This is a genomic window from Marinifilum sp. N1E240 (assembly GCF_009295825.1).
Taxonomy (GTDB): Bacteria; Bacteroidota; Bacteroidia; order Bacteroidales; family Marinifilaceae; genus Marinifilum_A; species Marinifilum_A sediminis.
Genome location: NZ_WHKF01000001.1, coordinates 1197310 through 1215365, shown reverse-complemented (window position 1 = coordinate 1215365; position 18056 = coordinate 1197310). Strand labels below are relative to the sequence as shown.

Here is an 18056-nt window from a genome sequence, read left to right as displayed (position 1 = left end):
ATTAAAAACGGTTGACAAAATAAATCAACTATTTTGCAAAAAAGTACAAAAGAAAATAATCGCTGAGTTTTTCGGAGTTAATTCTAAGAGTTTTAAGAGAACGAACTAAATGAGTCTTTATCGTTGAAACTGTAACACTTAATTCATCGGCAGCTTCCTGATATTTCATTCCTCGTAAGTAGATACATTTTATAACCTCTTTACCGTTTGCAGGCAACTTCTCAACTTCGACGAGAATTTTAGCTATGATCTCTTCCCTGTTAGATTCGTATTCTTCATAAATTTTATCGAATAGTTCTAGTTCGCAAGTATTCTTTAAAAGATCCTTCTTTTTTAATTTACTAAAACAAGCATTTTTTACCGCTACATGAAGATAGGAAGGTAATTTGTCTGGATTCAGATTGCGGTAATTTTTTTTCTTCCAGATATTCACAAATAAATCTTGTACCAAATCTTTTGATTGGTCTAAATCGTTTAAAAAAGTATCTGCCCAAATCACAAGTGATTCAAAATACTTTTTAAACAAAAGGTTCATTCCTTGCTTGTTATCAGACGACAACAGCTCACATATGTATTGATCAGTGGTTCTCATGGTATAGTTGGGTGATCAAAGAATGCAATTATTTTTGTTTTCTGCAAACCATTTTTTAACATTAACTTATCCTTGTAAGCACAAAAAAGCTCTGAGTTTCCACTCAGAGCTTAACATATTTTTAAAAAAAATAATTTTATTCCCAATCTAAAATTACTTTTCCGCAATTTCCTTCTTCCATGATATCAAAACCTTTTTGGAAATCATCTGCTTTAAAGCGATGTGAAATCATATGAGAAAGATCCAATCCACTCATTAACATTTGCTCCATCTGATACCAGGTTTCGTACATCTCACGACCGTAGATACCCTTTAGCTGAAGGCTTTTAAAAATGATATCATTCCAATTTACAGTTGTTTGTGAAGGAAGAATTCCTAATAATGAGATTTTACCAGAATTGTACATGTGACCAACCATATCGTTAAAAGCAGCAGGAGCTCCTGAACATTCCAATCCGATATCAAAACCAATCATTCCCAATTCTTTGATAGCATCATCCAAACTCTCTTTCATTGGATTGATTACACGATCAGCACCCATTTTCTTAGCCAATTCAATGCGATAAGGATTTGTTTCGGTAGCTACAACATAACGAGCACCAGCAAATTTTGCAATGGCAACGCACATACTACCAATTAATCCGGCTCCTGTTACCAAAACATCCTCTCCAATTAAAGGAAAAGAAAGTGCTGTGTGAGTCGCATTTCCAAACGGATCCATGATTGCCAACAATTCGTCATCAATCTTATCACTCATCTTCATTAGGTTCGAAGCAGGAATTGCAGCATATTCAGCAAAAATACCATCAATATTTACACCAATTCCAACTGTATTTTCGCAAACGTGTTTACGTCCTCGGCGACAATTACGACAGTGACCACATGCTATATGACCTTCACCAGTAACACGATCTCCTATTTCGAATCCAGTTACACCTGCTCCAACTTGAGCAACTGCACCCACATATTCGTGACCGATAATCATTCCTGGTTTAATGATATTTTGTGACCATTCATCCCATTTGTAAATATGTAAGTCGGTACCGCAAATAGCAGTTTTTCTAATTTTTACAAGAACGTCGTTTACTCCAATTTCAGGAATATCAACCTCTTCCATCCAAATGCCCTTTTCGGCTTTAGATTTTACTAGAGCTTTCATTTTTGCCATTGTTTCCTAGTGTATTATAGTTTGTTTAAGTATTTCAATTCAATCTACAGACTTATTGTAAGTCTTACGCAAAGTAAAAAAACTTGAGTATAAATTCAACAACTTGAGACTCTATTAAGTAAATAAAACTGAATGATAGTAATTCAACACTCCCAAACAATACAATAAATGGCAATAATAATGCTACTGAAGTAATTATTCCTGTTCAAATGTCAATTTCAAATAATTAAACCCGACATTTTCTGAAGAAAACAATTTTCCTGCTCTTTCTATTCTATCTTGTGCAACTTCACTTAAATTGGTAAATCCTAATGAAATTGTTTCTGCATTTAAAGCAAGAGCTTCATCATTTTGAATACAGATAAATTTTCTGTTACAATTTTCTTTATGATTAAGCTTAAAAACTGCATGAGCCGTGGAGGCTGATCCAGCAAAAGGATCCAAAATTATATCGCCATCGTCACTTATTTGCTCAAATAGTCTCATCAACAAATCGGTTGGTTTTGGATGTTTAAAAGGCAAACCTTCAGGATATAAATTTTTCAACTCTTTAGTTCCTTTCGATGTTGGAATATCAGTAATAACAGATGAAATCGGTTTTTTCAATGTTCTCAATTCACTCTTATATTTCTTTAATAAAAATCGTTTACCCAATTCTTTTGGAAAAACCATTTTCCCAGAAGCTATCCATTCTTTAACACGATTCTTCGAAAATGCCCAGTATCTTCCTGATGGCGGTATATATTCTTCGCCTGTTAGCGGATTTTGAATTGAAAATCTTGAATTGTCATTGCCACTCGCAGCGGTTGGATTATCAGCAGTCCAATCTCCATTGGGATCATTATCAGGATTGGTATAAGTAGATAAATCCTTTTCCTCTCCCTTAAATTGAACAAGTTCCTTATTCTTCGCATACATCAGAATGTACTCATGAATAGTAGAAAACAGATTCTGAGAATCATTGGCTACACTTCGGTTCTCCCAAATAAATGAACCAATAAAGTTACTTTCTCCAAATACTTCGTTACACATTATTTGCAAATTGTGCTTCTCCGATTCATCTATCGACAAATATACGAGTCCATCCTCACTTAAAAGATCATACGACAGAATAAGACGTGGCAACATCATATTCAACCATTGTGTATGGTTTTCGCCACTCTCAATATTGTGTTGCATAAATCGATCAACTCTACCCGGATTTATTTCGTTTAGATATTCCAGATATTGATTAGATGTAAACTGAAAATTATCATTAAAAGCAAATTGCTTTCCGGTATTGTATGGAGGATCGAAATAGACCACTTTAATTTTTCCTTCGTAATCCTTTTTTAGCAATTTTAAGACAGACAAATTATCACCCTCAATCAGTAAATTACCACTTTCAGGCGCTCGCGATTTTTCTTTATCTAAAAGCAGTTTTCCCAGACATTCTTCTTTAGCCAGCTCAATTGCTTGTTGTTTATCAAACCAATTTAAACCATAATTGCCTTGATTGATATACATGGATGAATCCAGGTAATTTTTCAATTTATTAAGATTGAGCAGATCTCCATCAAACATTTGAGGCATTAGCTCCTTTATTGCATTAAGCTGCTTTTGTTTTAAATAAGAGGACAGTAATTTCGAGTTTTTTGTCATTGAAAAATAGGAATATGATCTGTTATCATCACAAACCTAATACTTTTAGATCTTGAATAAAAATCATTTCTTTTTACTTACATCTTATAAAAATATTATTTGAATTATTAATTAAAGTTAGAATGACAAACAGATAATTGGTAACTGATAATTGTTATTACCTTTGCGCCATGCGATTTAAAAATGAAGAAATACTGAAAAAACTGGGTATCCAGGAATTAAACGAAATGCAAAATGCCTTTTCCAAATCCTGGAAGACAAATAAGGATTTAGTCCTTTTATCTCCTACTGGTTCTGGTAAAACGCTGGCTTTTTTGTTGCCAATGCTGCAAGACTTAAAACCTAATGAATCTGGTGTTCAAGCTTTGATACTAACTCCTGCCAGAGAATTATCTCTTCAAATAGAATCTGTTTTTAAATCGATGGGAACAGGCATGAAAGTAAACTGTTGCTACGGCGGACATTCAATGCGAATAGAACAAAACAATTTAAAAACGCCACCGACTGTTTTAATCGGAACTCCAGGTAGAATTGCCGATCATATCCGCCGCGAAAATATAGATTGCTCAAAAATTAAACTGTTAATTTTAGATGAATTTGACAAGGCTTTGGAATTGGGATTTCAGAAAGAAATGTCAGAAGTTATTCAAGCATTACCGAATCGCCTAAGAAAGGTTTTAACATCGGCAACACAAGGAATTGAAATTCCTGAATTTGCTCAAATCATATCTCATCAGGAAATTAATTTTCTACCAGAGGAAAAACAAATTGCTTTAACTCAAATGAAGGTAATTGCCAATGATAAGGACAAATTAAATGCTCTTTTTCAACTAATCTGTAAAGTTGGAGATCAGCCTAGTTTGGTATTTTGCAATCATCGTGATGCAGTTGAGCGAATTGCAGAATTGCTATTGGATGAAGGAATCAGCTGTGATATTTTTCACGGCGGATTGGAACAATCAGACAGAGAAAGAGCTCTTATAAAATTTAGAAATGGTAGTAATCATTTACTGATTACAACCGATCTTGCCTCACGCGGTCTCGACATTCCTGAAATCAAAAATGTAATTCACTATCAATTGCCGAGAGTTGAAGAGGCTTTTGTTCATCGTAATGGAAGAACAGCACGTATGCATGCTGATGGCAATTCATTTATTGTTCTTAAAGAAGATGAGAGAATACCAGAGTTTATACCGACTGATATGGAAACTCTAACCTTAACAGAAGATAGTAATCCACCAAAATCGCCAGAGTGGGAAACTTTATATGTAGGTGTTGGTAAAAAAGAGAAGGTAAATAAGGTGGATTTGGTTGGCTTTTTCTTTAAAATGGGCAAATTGAAGAAAGATGAATTGGGTAAAATAGATGTACTCGATCACACCTCTTATGTTGCTGTAAAAAGAGGCTTAGGACGCAAACTCATTGGCAAATTAAAGCACGAAAAAGTAAAGAAAAAGAAAGTCAAAATTGAATTGTCCTTTTAGGAATTAATCCCCAAAAATCTGATCTAGAAAACGTATTAGCGGATTTTTGGGCTTTGTTTCTTTCTCTTGTTCAATTTCATAGTTAGAAATTAAATTGTAAATATGTCCCCAATCAGGTAATCCTCCAATATTTCTGTCATCGATATATAAGTCCGCATAGATTTTTCGACTTACAGTTTCTTCTTCAAATTCCTCTTCGGGATAATTACGATTGATTGCGTAGAATACAAGACCATTATTATTACAATAATTCACGGCTTCCTGCAATAATTCTCCTGTACGGTAAGTCCATAAAATAAGCTGATGACCTTCTTTTTGCAAGGCAAGTAAACTCTCAATTGCAAATGGTATTTCATTACCAATTTGTGGATATTTATGTTCTACAATAGTACCATCAAAATCAACTGCAATAATCATAAACGAAAGTTTTGGGAACAATACTCTTCTAAAATTATGCAAATATTTCAATCTATCTCAATCTATAGGAATAAAAAAAGGCTCGATTTTCATCGAACCTTTATATCTTGATTAATTATTACTTACTTTTTCCCATAAACGCCGGACAATTCCAGGCGAAGGTTCTTCGAAATAATAGCCTTCACCATTATTATTCGTACCATATATTCCATTTGCCGTAACATCGTTTAAAACCAAGGATACATTCTCCAATGTTCCTCTTTCGGAAATTTGATTCACAAAATTAATTTGTTCCTTATGGCTAAATCCCTGACGCAGAACAAACAGATTTGCATCAGCTAATTTTCCAGTAATAAAACCATCTGTTACAACCGAAACCGGAGCATTATCAATAAATACATAGTCGAATTTACCTTTAATCGCATTCAAAAACATTTCCAAACGACCGTTCTCTAATAATTCTGCAGGATTTGGTGGAACCGGACCAGAAGTAACACAGTACAAATTTTTGATGTGCGTATTCTGAACAACCTCCTGCCATTTGTTGTAACGAATCAGATATGTACTTAATCCAACTTTATTCTCTAAATCGAACATTCCCTCAATTTTTGGCTTGCGCATATCGGCGCCAATCAGGAGAACTTTTTTGTTATTCATTGCAACTATACTTGCTAAGTTCACCGAAGCAAATGATTTGCCTTCTCCTGGAACTGTTGAGTGTATCCCAATAATTTTGGTTGGATGATCGGGCAATACATAGTTCAAATTGGTTCGTAAAGTTCGAAACGATTCGGATATTGCTGAACGAGGCTGATGAAAAACTGGAAGATTATTTGCATATCGATTATGCGCAATTGTTCCCAAAATTGGCAACTGAGTTTTCTTAACCAATTCCTCTTTACTTTGAATATTATCATTAAAAAATTCTCTTAAAATGATAAGTAAAAAAGGAAAGCCCAATCCTAAAAACATACCAATAAGTAAATTAATGGCAAGTTTAGGTTTAATTTTTATGATAGTTGCCAATCGAGCAGGATCAATAATTTGAGAATCGGAAACATTAGATGCCTTAGCAATTGCTGCTTCAGCTCTCTTCTTCAAGAGAAAAGTATACAGTTCATTATTTAAATCGAAGTTGCGTTTCATATTATTCAACTTCTGTTCGTTCTTTGGCATTCGGGAAAGTTGTGCTTGCACTTTCTGCATTCTATCACTCAAACTTTTTACCTCAATTTGCGAATTAGCCACCATCGATTTTAAATTCTCATCTAGACTTTGACGAATTAAATCGATCTCTTTATTGAGAATTACCAAACTTGGGTTTTTTGCTTGTACACTATATGATAAAACCTCTCTTTTCCCGTACAAATCAGTCAACTTGGAAACCAAAGCATCAAGCGATGGGTCGGTAATTCCTGCAACTGATGGAGAAACCACCTGTTTCATTTGATTTGCATCATCCAAATTTCTCAAAAGATTCTTATAATACTCAAAGGAAATTTGTGCCTTAGACAACTCGCTTTCTATCTCCTCCATTTTGGCTACCACAACACCAGCTTCCTGCCCCAAATCAACAATTCGATTTCGAGATCTGAAATTAGTAAAGCTTTGACCGGCCAGTTGCAAAGAATCTACAATTCCTTCCAATTGTGAATCAATAAATCGAACTGTATTCTCCGATTTTTTATTTTTCTCAATCAATCCGAACTGCAAATAAACCCAATTCAACTCATTCAAATAATCAACACCTCTTGCTGGTTCGCTATCATCAATTCGCAAATGAATTAATTCTGCTTTTTTCTCAGCAACACTTATGATCATACTTTCCATGTATTTCAAGGTTAACTTATCCAAATCATTGAACACAAAATAATAATCTGGATTTTTATCCACCTTTGTTTGTTTAGGCTTTATTGTAAAATGAAAGTATTTATTTTTAAATGTTTGATTACCATAGATTTCTTTCTCGAATTTCACATCTATCTCGTTGCCTTCAAATTCGGCTTTTCCATCAACTTTAATTTTAAATGAATGTTTATCTATCTGAGAAATCGAAATAGGAATGTCTAATAGATTTGTGCCCTCGAGTTTTTCAATATCAAACGGTTCATTTCTATACATTCCTTTATCCGAAAATATGGTCATTTTATACCAGGACTGATTCCAGCCCAGGTTTTCCATCGCCTTTCGGTTTAAAGTATAAGATTTTAATATTTCCACATGATTCTGGATATTGGCTTTTTCACGAAGTTGATACCCCTCGAACATTTGCTTTGCATTGGTATCGTCAGGATCAACATGAATAAGCAAAGAACTACGCATCATATACACAGCTGTAGAGTATTTACTTACCAAATAGCCTATACATATGCCTAGCACACCACAAATCATGAATAATTTCCACTTCGAAAGAATCCGATAGAGGAAATCTTTTACGTCAGGACCTTCCTTTTTATCGAAATAGTCCATTACCTCATCAACATATTGCATGTTATTCAATCTTAGTTAGAAATAATCAAACTTGTAATTAATACTGCTGTAGAAACCGTAGATAGAAGAATACTATAAATATTGGAGTTCATATCAGTACTTTTAATTTTATGAGGCTCCACATAAACAACATCATTTGGTTGCAAAAAGAAGGCTTCCGACTTAAGAAAATTCTTTGAAGACAGATCTATGCGATAGGTTTTACTTTCTTTATCGTTCGTTCGCATTACTAAAACTCTGTTTATTTTAGCATGATCGGTAATTCCATTTGCCATACTAAGCGCCTCTAAAATAGATAGACTACTATTGTAATTGTAGTAAACACCAGGCGTTGTTACTTCACCCATAACACTTACTCTAAAATTCAAGAGTTTTACTTTTACACTGGCATCTTTCAAATACTCATCAGCATGTTCCTGAACCTTTGCCTGAGCCTCAATTTGTGATAATCCTGCTACTCCAACATTTCCAATAATAGGAAGTGAAATATTCCCATTGGAATCTACTAAATATCCATTTAGATATTGATCTGGTAACTGACTGTACAATTGCTGCGATCCTTGTTGTCCACCTGTACTTTGTGCAGGATTGTACAATTGGTTTATTTCAGGATTCATAGACTTGATACTGACAAATAAATTGTCGTTGGTCTTGATTTTATATTCCGGAACTTTGGTTACAAATTCAGGAGTTAATACTTCAGCTTCTGCATCTTGCAGGTAAACCAAATCTTTATTCGATCGACAGGAAATGAGACTCATTACTATAAGAAGACTCATTAGGAGTAAATACTTTTTATTCATGGTCTTGGTTTTTTATGAATTACGAATTAAAAATTACGAGATAGGAACTACCTACCCATACTTGTAAATTGTTACAACTTACAATCAGGTTTGGAGAGAATGAATGAATAAACAAACAGGAGTTCTTATCCATTATCAACTCTCTCCTTTGGATTTATATCTTATTGTCCATCACCGGTTAACACAACTTTTATCGTGCTTAAAAAAAGCATTAAATCAAGCTTTAGCGACCAGGTATCAATGTACATCATGTCTAATTTCATCCACTCATCAAAAGGTATGTTGTTGCGACCCGAAACTTGCCAAATACAAGTAATACCAGGTTTCATACTTAATCGTCGACGTTGCCAACGTTGATATTGTTGTACTTCAGAAGGAATTGGTGGACGAGGTCCTACAATTGACATCTCACCTCTTAAAACATTGAAAAATTGTGGCAATTCATCTAAAGATGTCTTTCTAAGAAATCGACCAACTCTTGTTACTCTTGGGTCGTTCTTTATTTTAAACACAGGTCCTTCCTGCTCATTCTGATTCTCGAGACGAACACGTAATGCTTCTGCATTTTCGACCATTGTCCTAAATTTCAGACATGCAAACAATCGCCCGTTAAGACCCACCCTTTTTTGTCTAAAGAATATCGAACCTCCATCCTCTATTTTAATGGCTATGGCAATGGCTAACATCACAGGTGATATGAGTAGTACGATGAAAAAAGAAAATACAAAGTCCAGTATTTCCTTAACTTTCAAAGCAAAGTAGTTTTTGGTTGTATTCGCAAATGTAAGAAATGGCAATTCTTTGAAATAAGTTAAGTGCGATCGCATGCTAACTACGCTCAATAATTCGGAGTACACACGAAAAGTAACTCCGACTTCGGAACAAGCATATATCAGAGCTCTCACCTCATCATTATCAAAATTACCTTTGCAATAAATCACTTCATCAACAACATTAGCATCAATAATTTCGGTAAGTTGAAAATGCTCATGAATAACTCTTACATTGGATTCATACTTGTTTTTTATGTGCTTTCCATCTGACATTATTGCCCATACATTGTATCCCCAATCGCGAATAAAAAGCATTCTATCTATAAAATGAAGATAAGATTCATCATCAGCAACAATCAATACATTTCTTGTGTTGTATCCTTTTCCTCTAATCTTTTTAAAGATTGTATAACTTAACATTCTAAATCCGAAAAGCACCAACATATTTAAACATGCAAATAGTCCTAAAATCAAAACTTGAACTGTATCAGTTAAAAATAAACTCCCTAAATAGAGTAATCCCGAACTGATAAATACCATGGCAAAATATTCAGCAAACAATTCTGAGTAAGTTTTAACCCTTAGTATTTTCCCAAGATTGAATTCTTTAATTAGAGTATACCAAATGGCAATGATCAACAAATAAATAGTATTGCTATCATGAGTTGCAATTTGAACCGGTCGTAAATAAGTTGTTACCGCCCAGGCAACGAACCAATAACAGCCCACGGATAAAGCCACTTGCGAAAGCGTACTAATCCGGGCTAGCGTTTTTTCTCGTCCTTTAATCATGGTTGGTTTATTAAGGTTTTAAAGTGTTGTATTGATAACATATTTGGTTAGAATATGTTTTTTATCTTTTCTCTTAGAACATAATAGATAAATTTAGAGTTGGTTATCAAATATCGTTTCCACATCCTACCCGGTTCTTGCATGAACCTATAGAACCATTCTAATCCAGATTTTTGCATCCATTTTGGTGCTCTCTTTACTTTTCCTGCAACCACATCGAAAGAGCCTCCAACTCCCATTATAAAAGGAACTTTCAATTGTTCTTTGTAGGTGTTCAGAAAAATTTCTTTAGTAGGAGAACTAATGGCTACGAATAAGATATCAGCATCAGATACTGCAATTTGCTCTGCAATAGTAGCTTCTTCCTCTTTCTTAAAATATCCATTTCTATATCCGGCAATAATCTCTTCTCCAAATACCGATTTGTACTTTCTAACCACTTCACTAACTACATCCTCCTTACCTCCAAAGAAAAATATCTTATACTTTTTTTCGGAAGCTAAAATCACAAGTTCCTGCATCAAATCAACCCCAGCAACTCTTTCCGGAAGTGGTTTCCCAAGAATTTCTGCGGCCCATACAACAGCCATTCCATCAGCGTTTATTATATCACTACTAATAACCGACTGATACAATTCTTCATCATCCTGCATGTGAACCAATTTGGCTGCATTTACAACAATATGCTGAATGGATTTTTTCTGATGTATGGAATCATCAATTAAATTGATGGTTTCGCGCATGGTTAAAACATCAACCGGCGAGTTCATTATCGTAATTCTCTTTCTCATATTCCGGTGTTTTTAAAGTTTCACTTTTGTAGGTTGTTAGAGCCAAAAACATCCAGGCTTGAGCCCAACGGATGTATGGAATTTTTGTTTTGAATCGCTTCCCAGTTCTAAAAAAGAAGTAGCCTTGGTTACTTTGTAGCTCTTGAATTGTCCAATTCATCACTTTATTTACCAACTCATGATTGTTCTTAAATTTATCCAGTTTACTTAAGGTAATTGGCAATTGCGCCGGACAGTGAATATCAATAGGGTAAACAGAATTGTTATAATATTTCGGTACTCCTTTGTTCGTAAAAAAGTTATTCAGGTAGTATTCTAAGCCCAATGATATTTGGGAATCAAATTCATAGTCTTCAGTATATTTTCTATAATCGGAAAGGGCTTCTAAATTAAAACCAGTATGAAAATTATCTATCCAGGCATGATAAGGTAAAGTTCCATATGCCCAAGATCCATCTGAATTCTGATAATTAATGCAAAACTGCACCGATTTTTTTGCTGCAATTGCAAGCTCTTCCTCTTTTGTATAATGATATATTCGAGCTAACAATTTGCTTCCTAGTAAAGATGCATTAAACACTTTTGTTTCATCGAGAGGTGAATAGGAAAAACAAAAATCTCCATTCCCATCGTAGGATCGATGTAAATCATTTAACACAAAATCCTTTGTACTAATTGCTGTTTCAAGTAAGATTTTATCTCCTAAAATTTCGTAGGCATCTAGCAATGCATTTGCCACATAGGAAGTAACTACAACCGAAGGAGTGCCTTTAGGTTGAAAAAATGCTCGTGCCTGCCAATCGAAATTGTATCCCCAACAAGCACCCGACCAACCTGGGGATTTTAACTCTAACAGCTTTTTACTAAGAAAAAGTATCCGGGATCTTACCTCCTGTGTGCGATCAAATTGATAAAGCTTACAATAACCGCTAAGAAATAAACCAAGACCTTTTGGGTTATAAGCTTTTTTAATCCCCGCAAGATCCCGGAAATTAATTGGATTTCTTTTAAAAGTTTGTATCCATACCAACCTCATTAGTCTGCTATTTCTTAAAAAAGGGACAGCCTGAAAGAGTTTAGAATTTAATCCATCGTATGGATCCCAACCTTTATATTCCTGGTCTTCTATATATGCTCGTAGTTTTTCGAGACTTTCGTTTATCATGTAAATTGAACTAAAGTTGATGGATGCGATTCACCATTTCGCTCATGGTCAGAAAATCAATTTTCTTTTTCTTCGATTGCTGAATCAAATAATCAATGGCATCGGAATAGTAAAAATCCTTTGGATGCCCAACCAAAACAAAGGGATGAAATTTATAATCCGATTTGGCTTGAACCTGTCGTGCTTTCTTTAAAAAGTTCTTCATTTTAGATTTCGAGAACAAGCAAAAATCCCAGGTTACAGCCTCTTTTTCAAAAATCTGTTTTAAAGTTTCAAACTTGGATTTTCGCACACTATTATTTTTAAATTTCTCGATGGAGTGGACTTTGTTATGCAAGGCAGATTTCACTCTTACCAAATCGTATTTTTTAAATCTTCTTATTTTTTGAGCAAATACAGGTACTTCTAAAAAATCACTCTTGCTGGCATTAACTGAAAGAAGCGAACCGTTTGCGTACCAATAAGGCAAGCTATCCTTAACAGATGAATAGTTGTAACGTGAAAGTGCACCATTAGCTACTCCACCATAATAAACCGAGCTGTCGGCAATAAAATCATTCTCCTTAAGTACCCTTAACAATCTTTCAGATGGATCGATATTGTATCCTCCCGCTCGTAATATATTGCATCTATAATCCAGATTTACCGGATGAAGAATGGATTCTATCTCCTCTCTCCCCTTTCGAATCAGGTCACCCAATCCCATGCTAATTGTCTCATCAACCCGATCCGGTACTTCGGGTAACCGCCAATACTTCATGTTAAGAACCCATTCTTCGTTTTCATATTTGGCATCTATCCATTGAGGATGAATATGCAGTTGAATATCGTGTCCATATTCGTGTGCCTTCCTAATTTGTTCCTCCATGGCTAAAGCAGGATTGCTTTTATAGCCCATATGCTCTCCTTTATCGTAATTCTCTTTGATTTTCCAATATTCAACAACCTCAAAAAAAATGGTGAGTTTTATATCATGCTCAGCGCAAATATTCAACAATCGATAGGTTGGTTCAATAATATGCTGAAACACATCTCCTTTTCCAGAACCAAAAAGTTCGTAATCGAGTGTAAGACAAAGATTGGTCATTATTCTTCCGATGGATTGTTTATTCTTCTTATTAGCAGTTTACTTCTTCCAACTTTCTGATATTCTTTCAAGTTATGCTCTATCGCTTCATTTGATAGAAAAATGGAATAGGATCATTAATGTCCCACACATCGAAAGTCCGATTTTCAAAATCGAAAACAAGCTTTAACATATGAAAAACTGAAGCTGGTTTTTTAAAAATCAACACCATATCTCGTAAGAAATTAATCCATTTTACTGGTTTTTTATTCTTGAATGATTCGGCTTTTTCGCCCATTACAACCAGCATTAAATCGGGGTATTTCTTTTTCATTATTTTAATGAATCCAAATGGTCGTGGGTTTACTTCCAGCAAGTAGAGCTTACCATCTTTAATCTTAAATTCCACATCTAAAAAACCAGTAAACTGTGTTTGATAAATTAAGGCAAAAGCTGCATTCTTTATCTCCGAAGCGAAAGAACCAGTATACTCTTCCACCACCGATGAAACACCAGAACGAAAGTGTCTTACTTCGTTAACACAGATATCCAGTTTCACTTCCCCATCAATAACATAGGCGCCATATGAAAAGTTATTTCTTAAATCTGAACCCAAATAATCCTGACTTACTAATGCTTCTTTTTCCTTCTCGGATAACTTGCTAATTAAATCCCTCAATTCATTCGCATTCTTAACACAGGTTGTTTTAAAACGAGGTTTCTCGAACAAATAAATATCTCTGTTCCATTTTATGATTTGAGGATAGTTTAGCTCCTCCAATTGAATATTTATATCGCTTAATAAAACTGATTTGGGATATAAAACATCAACACTATGCGCCAATTGATAAGTTTCCATTTTGCTCATCAATTTACCAACCGATTGAGCATTACTTGGAAAAACATTGAATAATTTTGTAAAATCAGAAAAATGATTCATCAGAAATGAAAGGTAAAAACCACTGGCTACGAAACATTTCATCTTGGAATTATCCGATGCAATGCGTCTTAATTCTATTACTAAATTCTCTTCGGTCTCGACAAATACTTTTTTAGCATACTTTGAATGCATAGCGATCTCACTATTTCGACCAATTAAAGTTACATCATGATTTAGACGACATAGCTCGCGAACCAAAAATAAAGCCTGAGGTCCGGCACCAATAATTAAGATATTTTCAGCATTCATATTTCAATGTCTATTTCAAATTTGACACTACCAGATTGAATTTTCCTTTTTCAGTACGAATCAATTGTTCCGTTTCTATTTCATTAAAGAGTATTTCACATTCATCGCCCAGTAAATCTCTTAGATTTGCTTTTATACCACTCAATTCGCTTCTTCCGAATTTTTTATCGGGAATTAAATTAACTTTTATTTCTCCTACCGAATCTTGTATTATCTGAGCTGCGAGAAGTTGTTTTGCTTTCTTAAAAGCCAAATCGAGACGACCAATTCTCTGACCGTTCTTTAAAAGAATGTAATCATCATCTCTTCCTTCAATTTTCTGAACAACACATGTCCCATTACTTGTCGGTGAGAGTTGAATTACATCATCAACTTTGTATCGAATAAGCGGAAAAGCAGAATTGATAAAACCTGTAGTTATTAAATGATTGTCTTTTACTTCGGTGTGAGAATACATTGGAAATTCTCGGTACAAATTGTCTTCAAACTGTCCAAAAGCAACTGTTTGTTCCGCATTGCCATACCAATCAAATATTTTCGTATTTAAAACACGTTCAACAATTTCTTTTTGAAAATCGTGTAAAACTTCAGAGGAAGTAAATGCAATTGGAATATCCAATTTCAAATCCTTTTTATACAATTCGGTTGCCAAAATATGCATTGAACTAGGATAAGCTTTGATTACTTTCGGCTTAAAATCCGAAATCAATTTGTAATATTCCTCAATTCTGTTTCCATTCAAATGAAAGGAAGACAGGTACAAAACATTATTCGTTTTATCGTAATAGGAAAATGTATTTCTGTCTAAAGTTCCGCGAAGAGATACAACAGGATCTCCCAACTGATAACCATGCATTTGCTGAAAATAATGTCCGTAGGCATACTCTTTTATGGTTGAAGAGAAATCTCTATAAACCTGCAATGGCGTACCGGTTGTTCCACTCGAATAGGCTTTAAAAACACAAAGTCGCGATTTAGCCAACATGGCTTTTGCATACTCTCGTATTTCTTTTTTTTCGATTATCGGCACTTTTGAAATATCCGATAAATCTTTAATCGAATGAATTGTTAAACCCTTACTTCTATACAAATTCTTATAAAAAACAGTATTCTTAAATGCATTTCGATACTGATTTACAAAAGCTTCACTTTTAAGCTCCAGAATCTCAGATTTAGATTTTTGACTCAATTCAATAATCCGCCTCAATTCTTTCTCGAATCCACCTCCGAATTTAATTTTGTAAGCAATAAGATCTTTTATTAGCTGAACTGCCATATTATCGATAGAGTTATAGTATCAAATCTTTTTTATCAACTTGCGTCAATCTCATTAAGAATCTTTTGTGCTGTTGAATCCTTATCCTTAGTATCTAAATAGGAAACCATTAAATTGAATTTGCCCGCAGCCGTTTTAATAATCTGATCCTCACAAATTTCATTATAATGAATCTTACAATCATCACCCAACAACTGATTGAGATTACCTAACAATTCATTCTTATTTTCAGTTGTGAATCCAAAGCCAGGAATTATATTCAAGTCGATTTCACCTGCTACTTTTTGTACGATCTGAGCAGAAAAAATATTCTTAACATTATTAAAATTGAAGGCATGATCGAGTAAACCAATTTGTTGTCCGTTCTTTAGTAAAACATACTGATTGTCGCGACCTAAAATACTACTGGTACAACATCGAATGCAACTGCTATCGCATTTCAGTTTAATTACATCATCAATTTTATATCGAATCAAGGGAAAGGATTTGTTTATAAATCCTGTTGTGATGATATGATTATCACGCACTTCGATATGACCATACAAGGGAACATCCTGATACAAATCTTTTTTCACCTGTCCCAATGCGATGGTTTGCTCCGAATTACCATACCAATCCATTAATTTGGTATGCAGCACTTTTTCAATTATCCGTCTTTGAAAATCATGCAATACTTCTGATGATGTGAATGCCAAAGGGATATTTAAATTCAAACCTTTTTTATACAATTCTGTAGACAAAATTTGTAACGAACTTGGATATGCCTTCACCACTTTTGGTTCAAAATCACGAATCAATTCATAGTATTTCAGAATATTTTTTTCGTTGAGATTATAACTAGACAAATGCAAGGTGTTTAATGATTTGTCATACCTAAAAATTTCATCTTTATCCAAATCTCCTTTTATGGAGATTACCTTATCACCCAAATTATATCCATGAATATTCTGAAAATGATATCCATAAGAATACTCCTTACAAACCGATAGATAATCTCTGTAAAGCTTTAAAGGCGAACCCGTGGTACCACTGGTATATGCTTTATACAAAAACAATCGATTTGTGGTCAACAAATCATCTACTCTATGCCTGATGTCCTCCTTGGTTATTATTGGAATTTTTTCAGCATCATCAATTGATTTTACTGAATTTAGGTTTAAACCGTGTTTGCGATACAATTCATTATAAAATTTTGAATGTAAAAATGCATTACGGTATTGTTTTACGAACTCTTTGTGTTTTAAATCTGATAATTGAGATTCACTAATTGAGTATAACTCCTTAATTCTTTTTAATTCTCTTTCAAATCCTATTCCGAATTTAATTTTGCTCAAAAAGTAATCCCTTATTCCCTTGTAATTCATGGTAGATTGAGAATAATGATTTTAATACGCTTTGTGGATAATAGTCAACAACAGCTTTGCTCGACTTTTGTGAATAGATATCACAGAGATCTTTATTGGTCATTAGTTTTTCAATTGCATTTTTAATGGCTATCTGATTTCCAGGTTCAATTAATATGCCATTGCGGCTTTTATAAATCAAATCCGGAATGCCTCCCACTTTACTCGATATAATCGGCAATCCATAACTCATAGCTTCCAAAATTGATAAGGGTAACCCTTCCTTATAAGATGGTAAAATAAAGGCATTGGATGATCGAAACAACTGCTCTTTTTTTTCAGAATCAGCCCAGCCTTCAAATTGGACTATATCTTTCACTTTCCATTTTTCAATGGTTTCCTTAAAGCGATCCACTTCTCCATTACCAGCCACTTTCAATTCCAATTTTCCTTCGAATAAGTCTCGATTTTTAGCAATTACTTTAATCAAATCAAAAATTCCTTTGTTATCACCTATTAAACCCAAAAAGAACAGAATAAACTTACCCTCCTTTTCATTTCTTTCAGTGGTAACGGGTGGAATTATCATGTTGTTTACAATTTCAATTCGTCTGCTTTTAAAAGCGCTTGCGAAAAAATGCTTCCATTTCTCCGATAAGCAAACCAAAACATCTGATGAATTGATTACATAACGAACACGCTTTTGAATAAAAGGGGAAGATTTAAGATAGAAATCCCGAAAACCTCCTCCATGTACATGATAGATTATCTTTTTAGTAAAGAAAATTCGAGCTATAGAAAACAAGATGTATTTTCTGTAGAAGCTTCCTTTTGAAGCTCCATGAATGTGCAATATTTTAATATCCCTGTCTTTTAACAATCGAATAATGAATTCCAAAACACAAATTGGAAACCAAAGCGTGTTCAAAAACTTAGACTCATACTTATGAGTTACCAAAACCTTAAAGTCGGTCATATACCGAGAGTAATTGTTAACACATAAACCAATTCCTCCCTTACTGTTTTGATTTCCCGGAGCTATGTAAAGTACTTCTTTCATTAAATA

At 34.1% G+C, this 18056-nt stretch carries 15 protein-coding genes; 1 reads left to right on the top strand and 14 read right to left on the bottom strand.

Features of this window, described 5'->3' with window-relative positions:
* Positions 1-28: 28 nt before the first annotated feature.
* From GCQ56_RS04915 to GCQ56_RS04905, 3 genes are all read right to left on the bottom strand, one after another.
* Positions 29-592, bottom strand: coding sequence for a sigma-70 family RNA polymerase sigma factor (locus GCQ56_RS04915; protein ID WP_152733254.1), 564 nt, complete (start codon positions 590-592; stop codon positions 29-31).
* A 136-nt stretch (positions 593-728) separates the two neighbouring features.
* The gene (gene tdh, locus GCQ56_RS04910; RefSeq protein ID WP_152733253.1) at positions 729-1751 is read right to left on the bottom strand and encodes an L-threonine 3-dehydrogenase; all 1023 of its coding nucleotides are present in this window, start codon (positions 1749-1751) and stop codon (positions 729-731) included.
* 204 nt (positions 1752-1955) lie between these two features.
* Positions 1956-3401 carry a site-specific DNA-methyltransferase gene (locus GCQ56_RS04905; protein WP_152733252.1) on the bottom strand — a complete coding sequence of 482 codons (1446 nt, stop codon included), beginning with the start codon at positions 3399-3401 and terminating at the stop codon, positions 1956-1958.
* A gap of 170 nt (positions 3402-3571) precedes the next feature.
* On the opposite strand from GCQ56_RS04905, the gene GCQ56_RS04900 reads away from it, so the two are divergent.
* On the top strand, positions 3572-4885 hold the full coding sequence (locus GCQ56_RS04900; RefSeq protein WP_152733251.1) for a DEAD/DEAH box helicase: 1314 nt from the start codon (positions 3572-3574) through the stop codon (positions 4883-4885).
* Positions 4886-4888: 3 nt separating this feature from the next.
* Here GCQ56_RS04900 and GCQ56_RS04895 read toward each other — a convergent pair whose 3' ends face one another.
* From GCQ56_RS04895 to GCQ56_RS04845, 11 genes are all read right to left on the bottom strand, one after another.
* Positions 4889-5302 (bottom strand): BT0820 family HAD-type phosphatase, encoded by a 414-nt coding sequence (locus GCQ56_RS04895; protein ID WP_152733250.1) that lies wholly within the window; start codon positions 5300-5302, stop codon positions 4889-4891.
* 111 nt (positions 5303-5413) lie between these two features.
* Positions 5414-7792, bottom strand: a complete 2379-nt coding sequence (locus GCQ56_RS04890) for a tyrosine-protein kinase (RefSeq protein WP_152733249.1) — start codon at positions 7790-7792, stop codon at positions 5414-5416.
* Positions 7793-7803: 11 nt separating this feature from the next.
* Complete coding sequence (locus tag GCQ56_RS04885) at positions 7804-8595, bottom strand: polysaccharide biosynthesis/export family protein (RefSeq protein WP_152733248.1); 792 nt, start codon at positions 8593-8595, stop codon at positions 7804-7806.
* A gap of 161 nt (positions 8596-8756) precedes the next feature.
* A complete protein-coding gene (locus GCQ56_RS04880) occupies positions 8757-10160 on the bottom strand; it encodes a sugar transferase (protein WP_152733247.1) in 1404 nt (467 codons plus the stop codon).
* A gap of 47 nt (positions 10161-10207) precedes the next feature.
* Positions 10208-10951: a WecB/TagA/CpsF family glycosyltransferase gene (locus tag GCQ56_RS04875; RefSeq protein ID WP_152733246.1), complete on the bottom strand. Its 744-nt coding sequence runs from the start codon at positions 10949-10951 to the stop codon at positions 10208-10210.
* On the bottom strand, positions 10914-12116 hold the full coding sequence (locus GCQ56_RS04870; RefSeq protein WP_152733245.1) for a delta-aminolevulinic acid dehydratase: 1203 nt from the start codon (positions 12114-12116) through the stop codon (positions 10914-10916). Before GCQ56_RS04870 ends, GCQ56_RS04875 begins: the two co-directional genes overlap by 38 nt.
* Positions 12117-12126: 10 nt before the next feature.
* Positions 12127-13203: a hypothetical protein gene (locus tag GCQ56_RS04865; protein ID WP_152733244.1), complete on the bottom strand. Its 1077-nt coding sequence runs from the start codon at positions 13201-13203 to the stop codon at positions 12127-12129.
* 79 nt (positions 13204-13282) lie between these two features.
* On the bottom strand, positions 13283-14371 hold the full coding sequence (locus GCQ56_RS04860) for a hypothetical protein (protein ID WP_152733243.1): 1089 nt from the start codon (positions 14369-14371) through the stop codon (positions 13283-13285).
* A gap of 10 nt (positions 14372-14381) precedes the next feature.
* Positions 14382-15647 (bottom strand): phenylacetate--CoA ligase family protein, encoded by a 1266-nt coding sequence (locus tag GCQ56_RS04855; RefSeq protein ID WP_152733242.1) that lies wholly within the window; start codon positions 15645-15647, stop codon positions 14382-14384.
* Between the two features lie 35 nt (positions 15648-15682).
* Positions 15683-16981 (bottom strand): hypothetical protein, encoded by a 1299-nt coding sequence (locus GCQ56_RS04850; RefSeq protein WP_152733241.1) that lies wholly within the window; start codon positions 16979-16981, stop codon positions 15683-15685.
* The gene (locus GCQ56_RS04845; protein ID WP_152733240.1) at positions 16968-18050 is read right to left on the bottom strand and encodes a glycosyltransferase family 4 protein; all 1083 of its coding nucleotides are present in this window, start codon (positions 18048-18050) and stop codon (positions 16968-16970) included. Before GCQ56_RS04845 ends, GCQ56_RS04850 begins: the two co-directional genes overlap by 14 nt.
* Positions 18051-18056 lie beyond the last annotated feature (6 nt).

What these genes read in the sequence shown, in the direction of transcription:
- GCQ56_RS04915 (WP_152733254.1), bottom strand. Translation starts at nt 592, where the DNA reads ATGAGAACCACTGATCAATACATATGTGAGCTGTTGTCGTCTGATAAC.
- tdh (WP_152733253.1), bottom strand. Translation starts at nt 1,751, where the DNA reads ATGAAAGCTCTAGTAAAATCTAAAGCCGAAAAGGGCATTTGGATGGAA.
- GCQ56_RS04905 (WP_152733252.1), bottom strand. Translation starts at nt 3,401, where the DNA reads ATGACAAAAAACTCGAAATTACTGTCCTCTTATTTAAAACAAAAGCAG.
- GCQ56_RS04900 (WP_152733251.1), top strand. Translation starts at nt 3,572, where the DNA reads ATGCGATTTAAAAATGAAGAAATACTGAAAAAACTGGGTATCCAGGAA.
- GCQ56_RS04895 (WP_152733250.1), bottom strand. Translation starts at nt 5,302, where the DNA reads ATGATTATTGCAGTTGATTTTGATGGTACTATTGTAGAACATAAATAT.
- GCQ56_RS04890 (WP_152733249.1), bottom strand. Translation starts at nt 7,792, where the DNA reads ATGCAATATGTTGATGAGGTAATGGACTATTTCGATAAAAAGGAAGGT.
- GCQ56_RS04885 (WP_152733248.1), bottom strand. Translation starts at nt 8,595, where the DNA reads ATGAATAAAAAGTATTTACTCCTAATGAGTCTTCTTATAGTAATGAGT.
- GCQ56_RS04880 (WP_152733247.1), bottom strand. Translation starts at nt 10,160, where the DNA reads ATGATTAAAGGACGAGAAAAAACGCTAGCCCGGATTAGTACGCTTTCG.
- GCQ56_RS04875 (WP_152733246.1), bottom strand. Translation starts at nt 10,951, where the DNA reads ATGAGAAAGAGAATTACGATAATGAACTCGCCGGTTGATGTTTTAACC.
- GCQ56_RS04870 (WP_152733245.1), bottom strand. Translation starts at nt 12,116, where the DNA reads ATGATAAACGAAAGTCTCGAAAAACTACGAGCATATATAGAAGACCAG.
- GCQ56_RS04865 (WP_152733244.1), bottom strand. Translation starts at nt 13,203, where the DNA reads ATGACCAATCTTTGTCTTACACTCGATTACGAACTTTTTGGTTCTGGA.
- GCQ56_RS04860 (WP_152733243.1), bottom strand. Translation starts at nt 14,371, where the DNA reads ATGAATGCTGAAAATATCTTAATTATTGGTGCCGGACCTCAGGCTTTA.
- GCQ56_RS04855 (WP_152733242.1), bottom strand. Translation starts at nt 15,647, where the DNA reads ATGGCAGTTCAGCTAATAAAAGATCTTATTGCTTACAAAATTAAATTC.
- GCQ56_RS04845 (WP_152733240.1), bottom strand. Translation starts at nt 18,050, where the DNA reads ATGAAAGAAGTACTTTACATAGCTCCGGGAAATCAAAACAGTAAGGGA.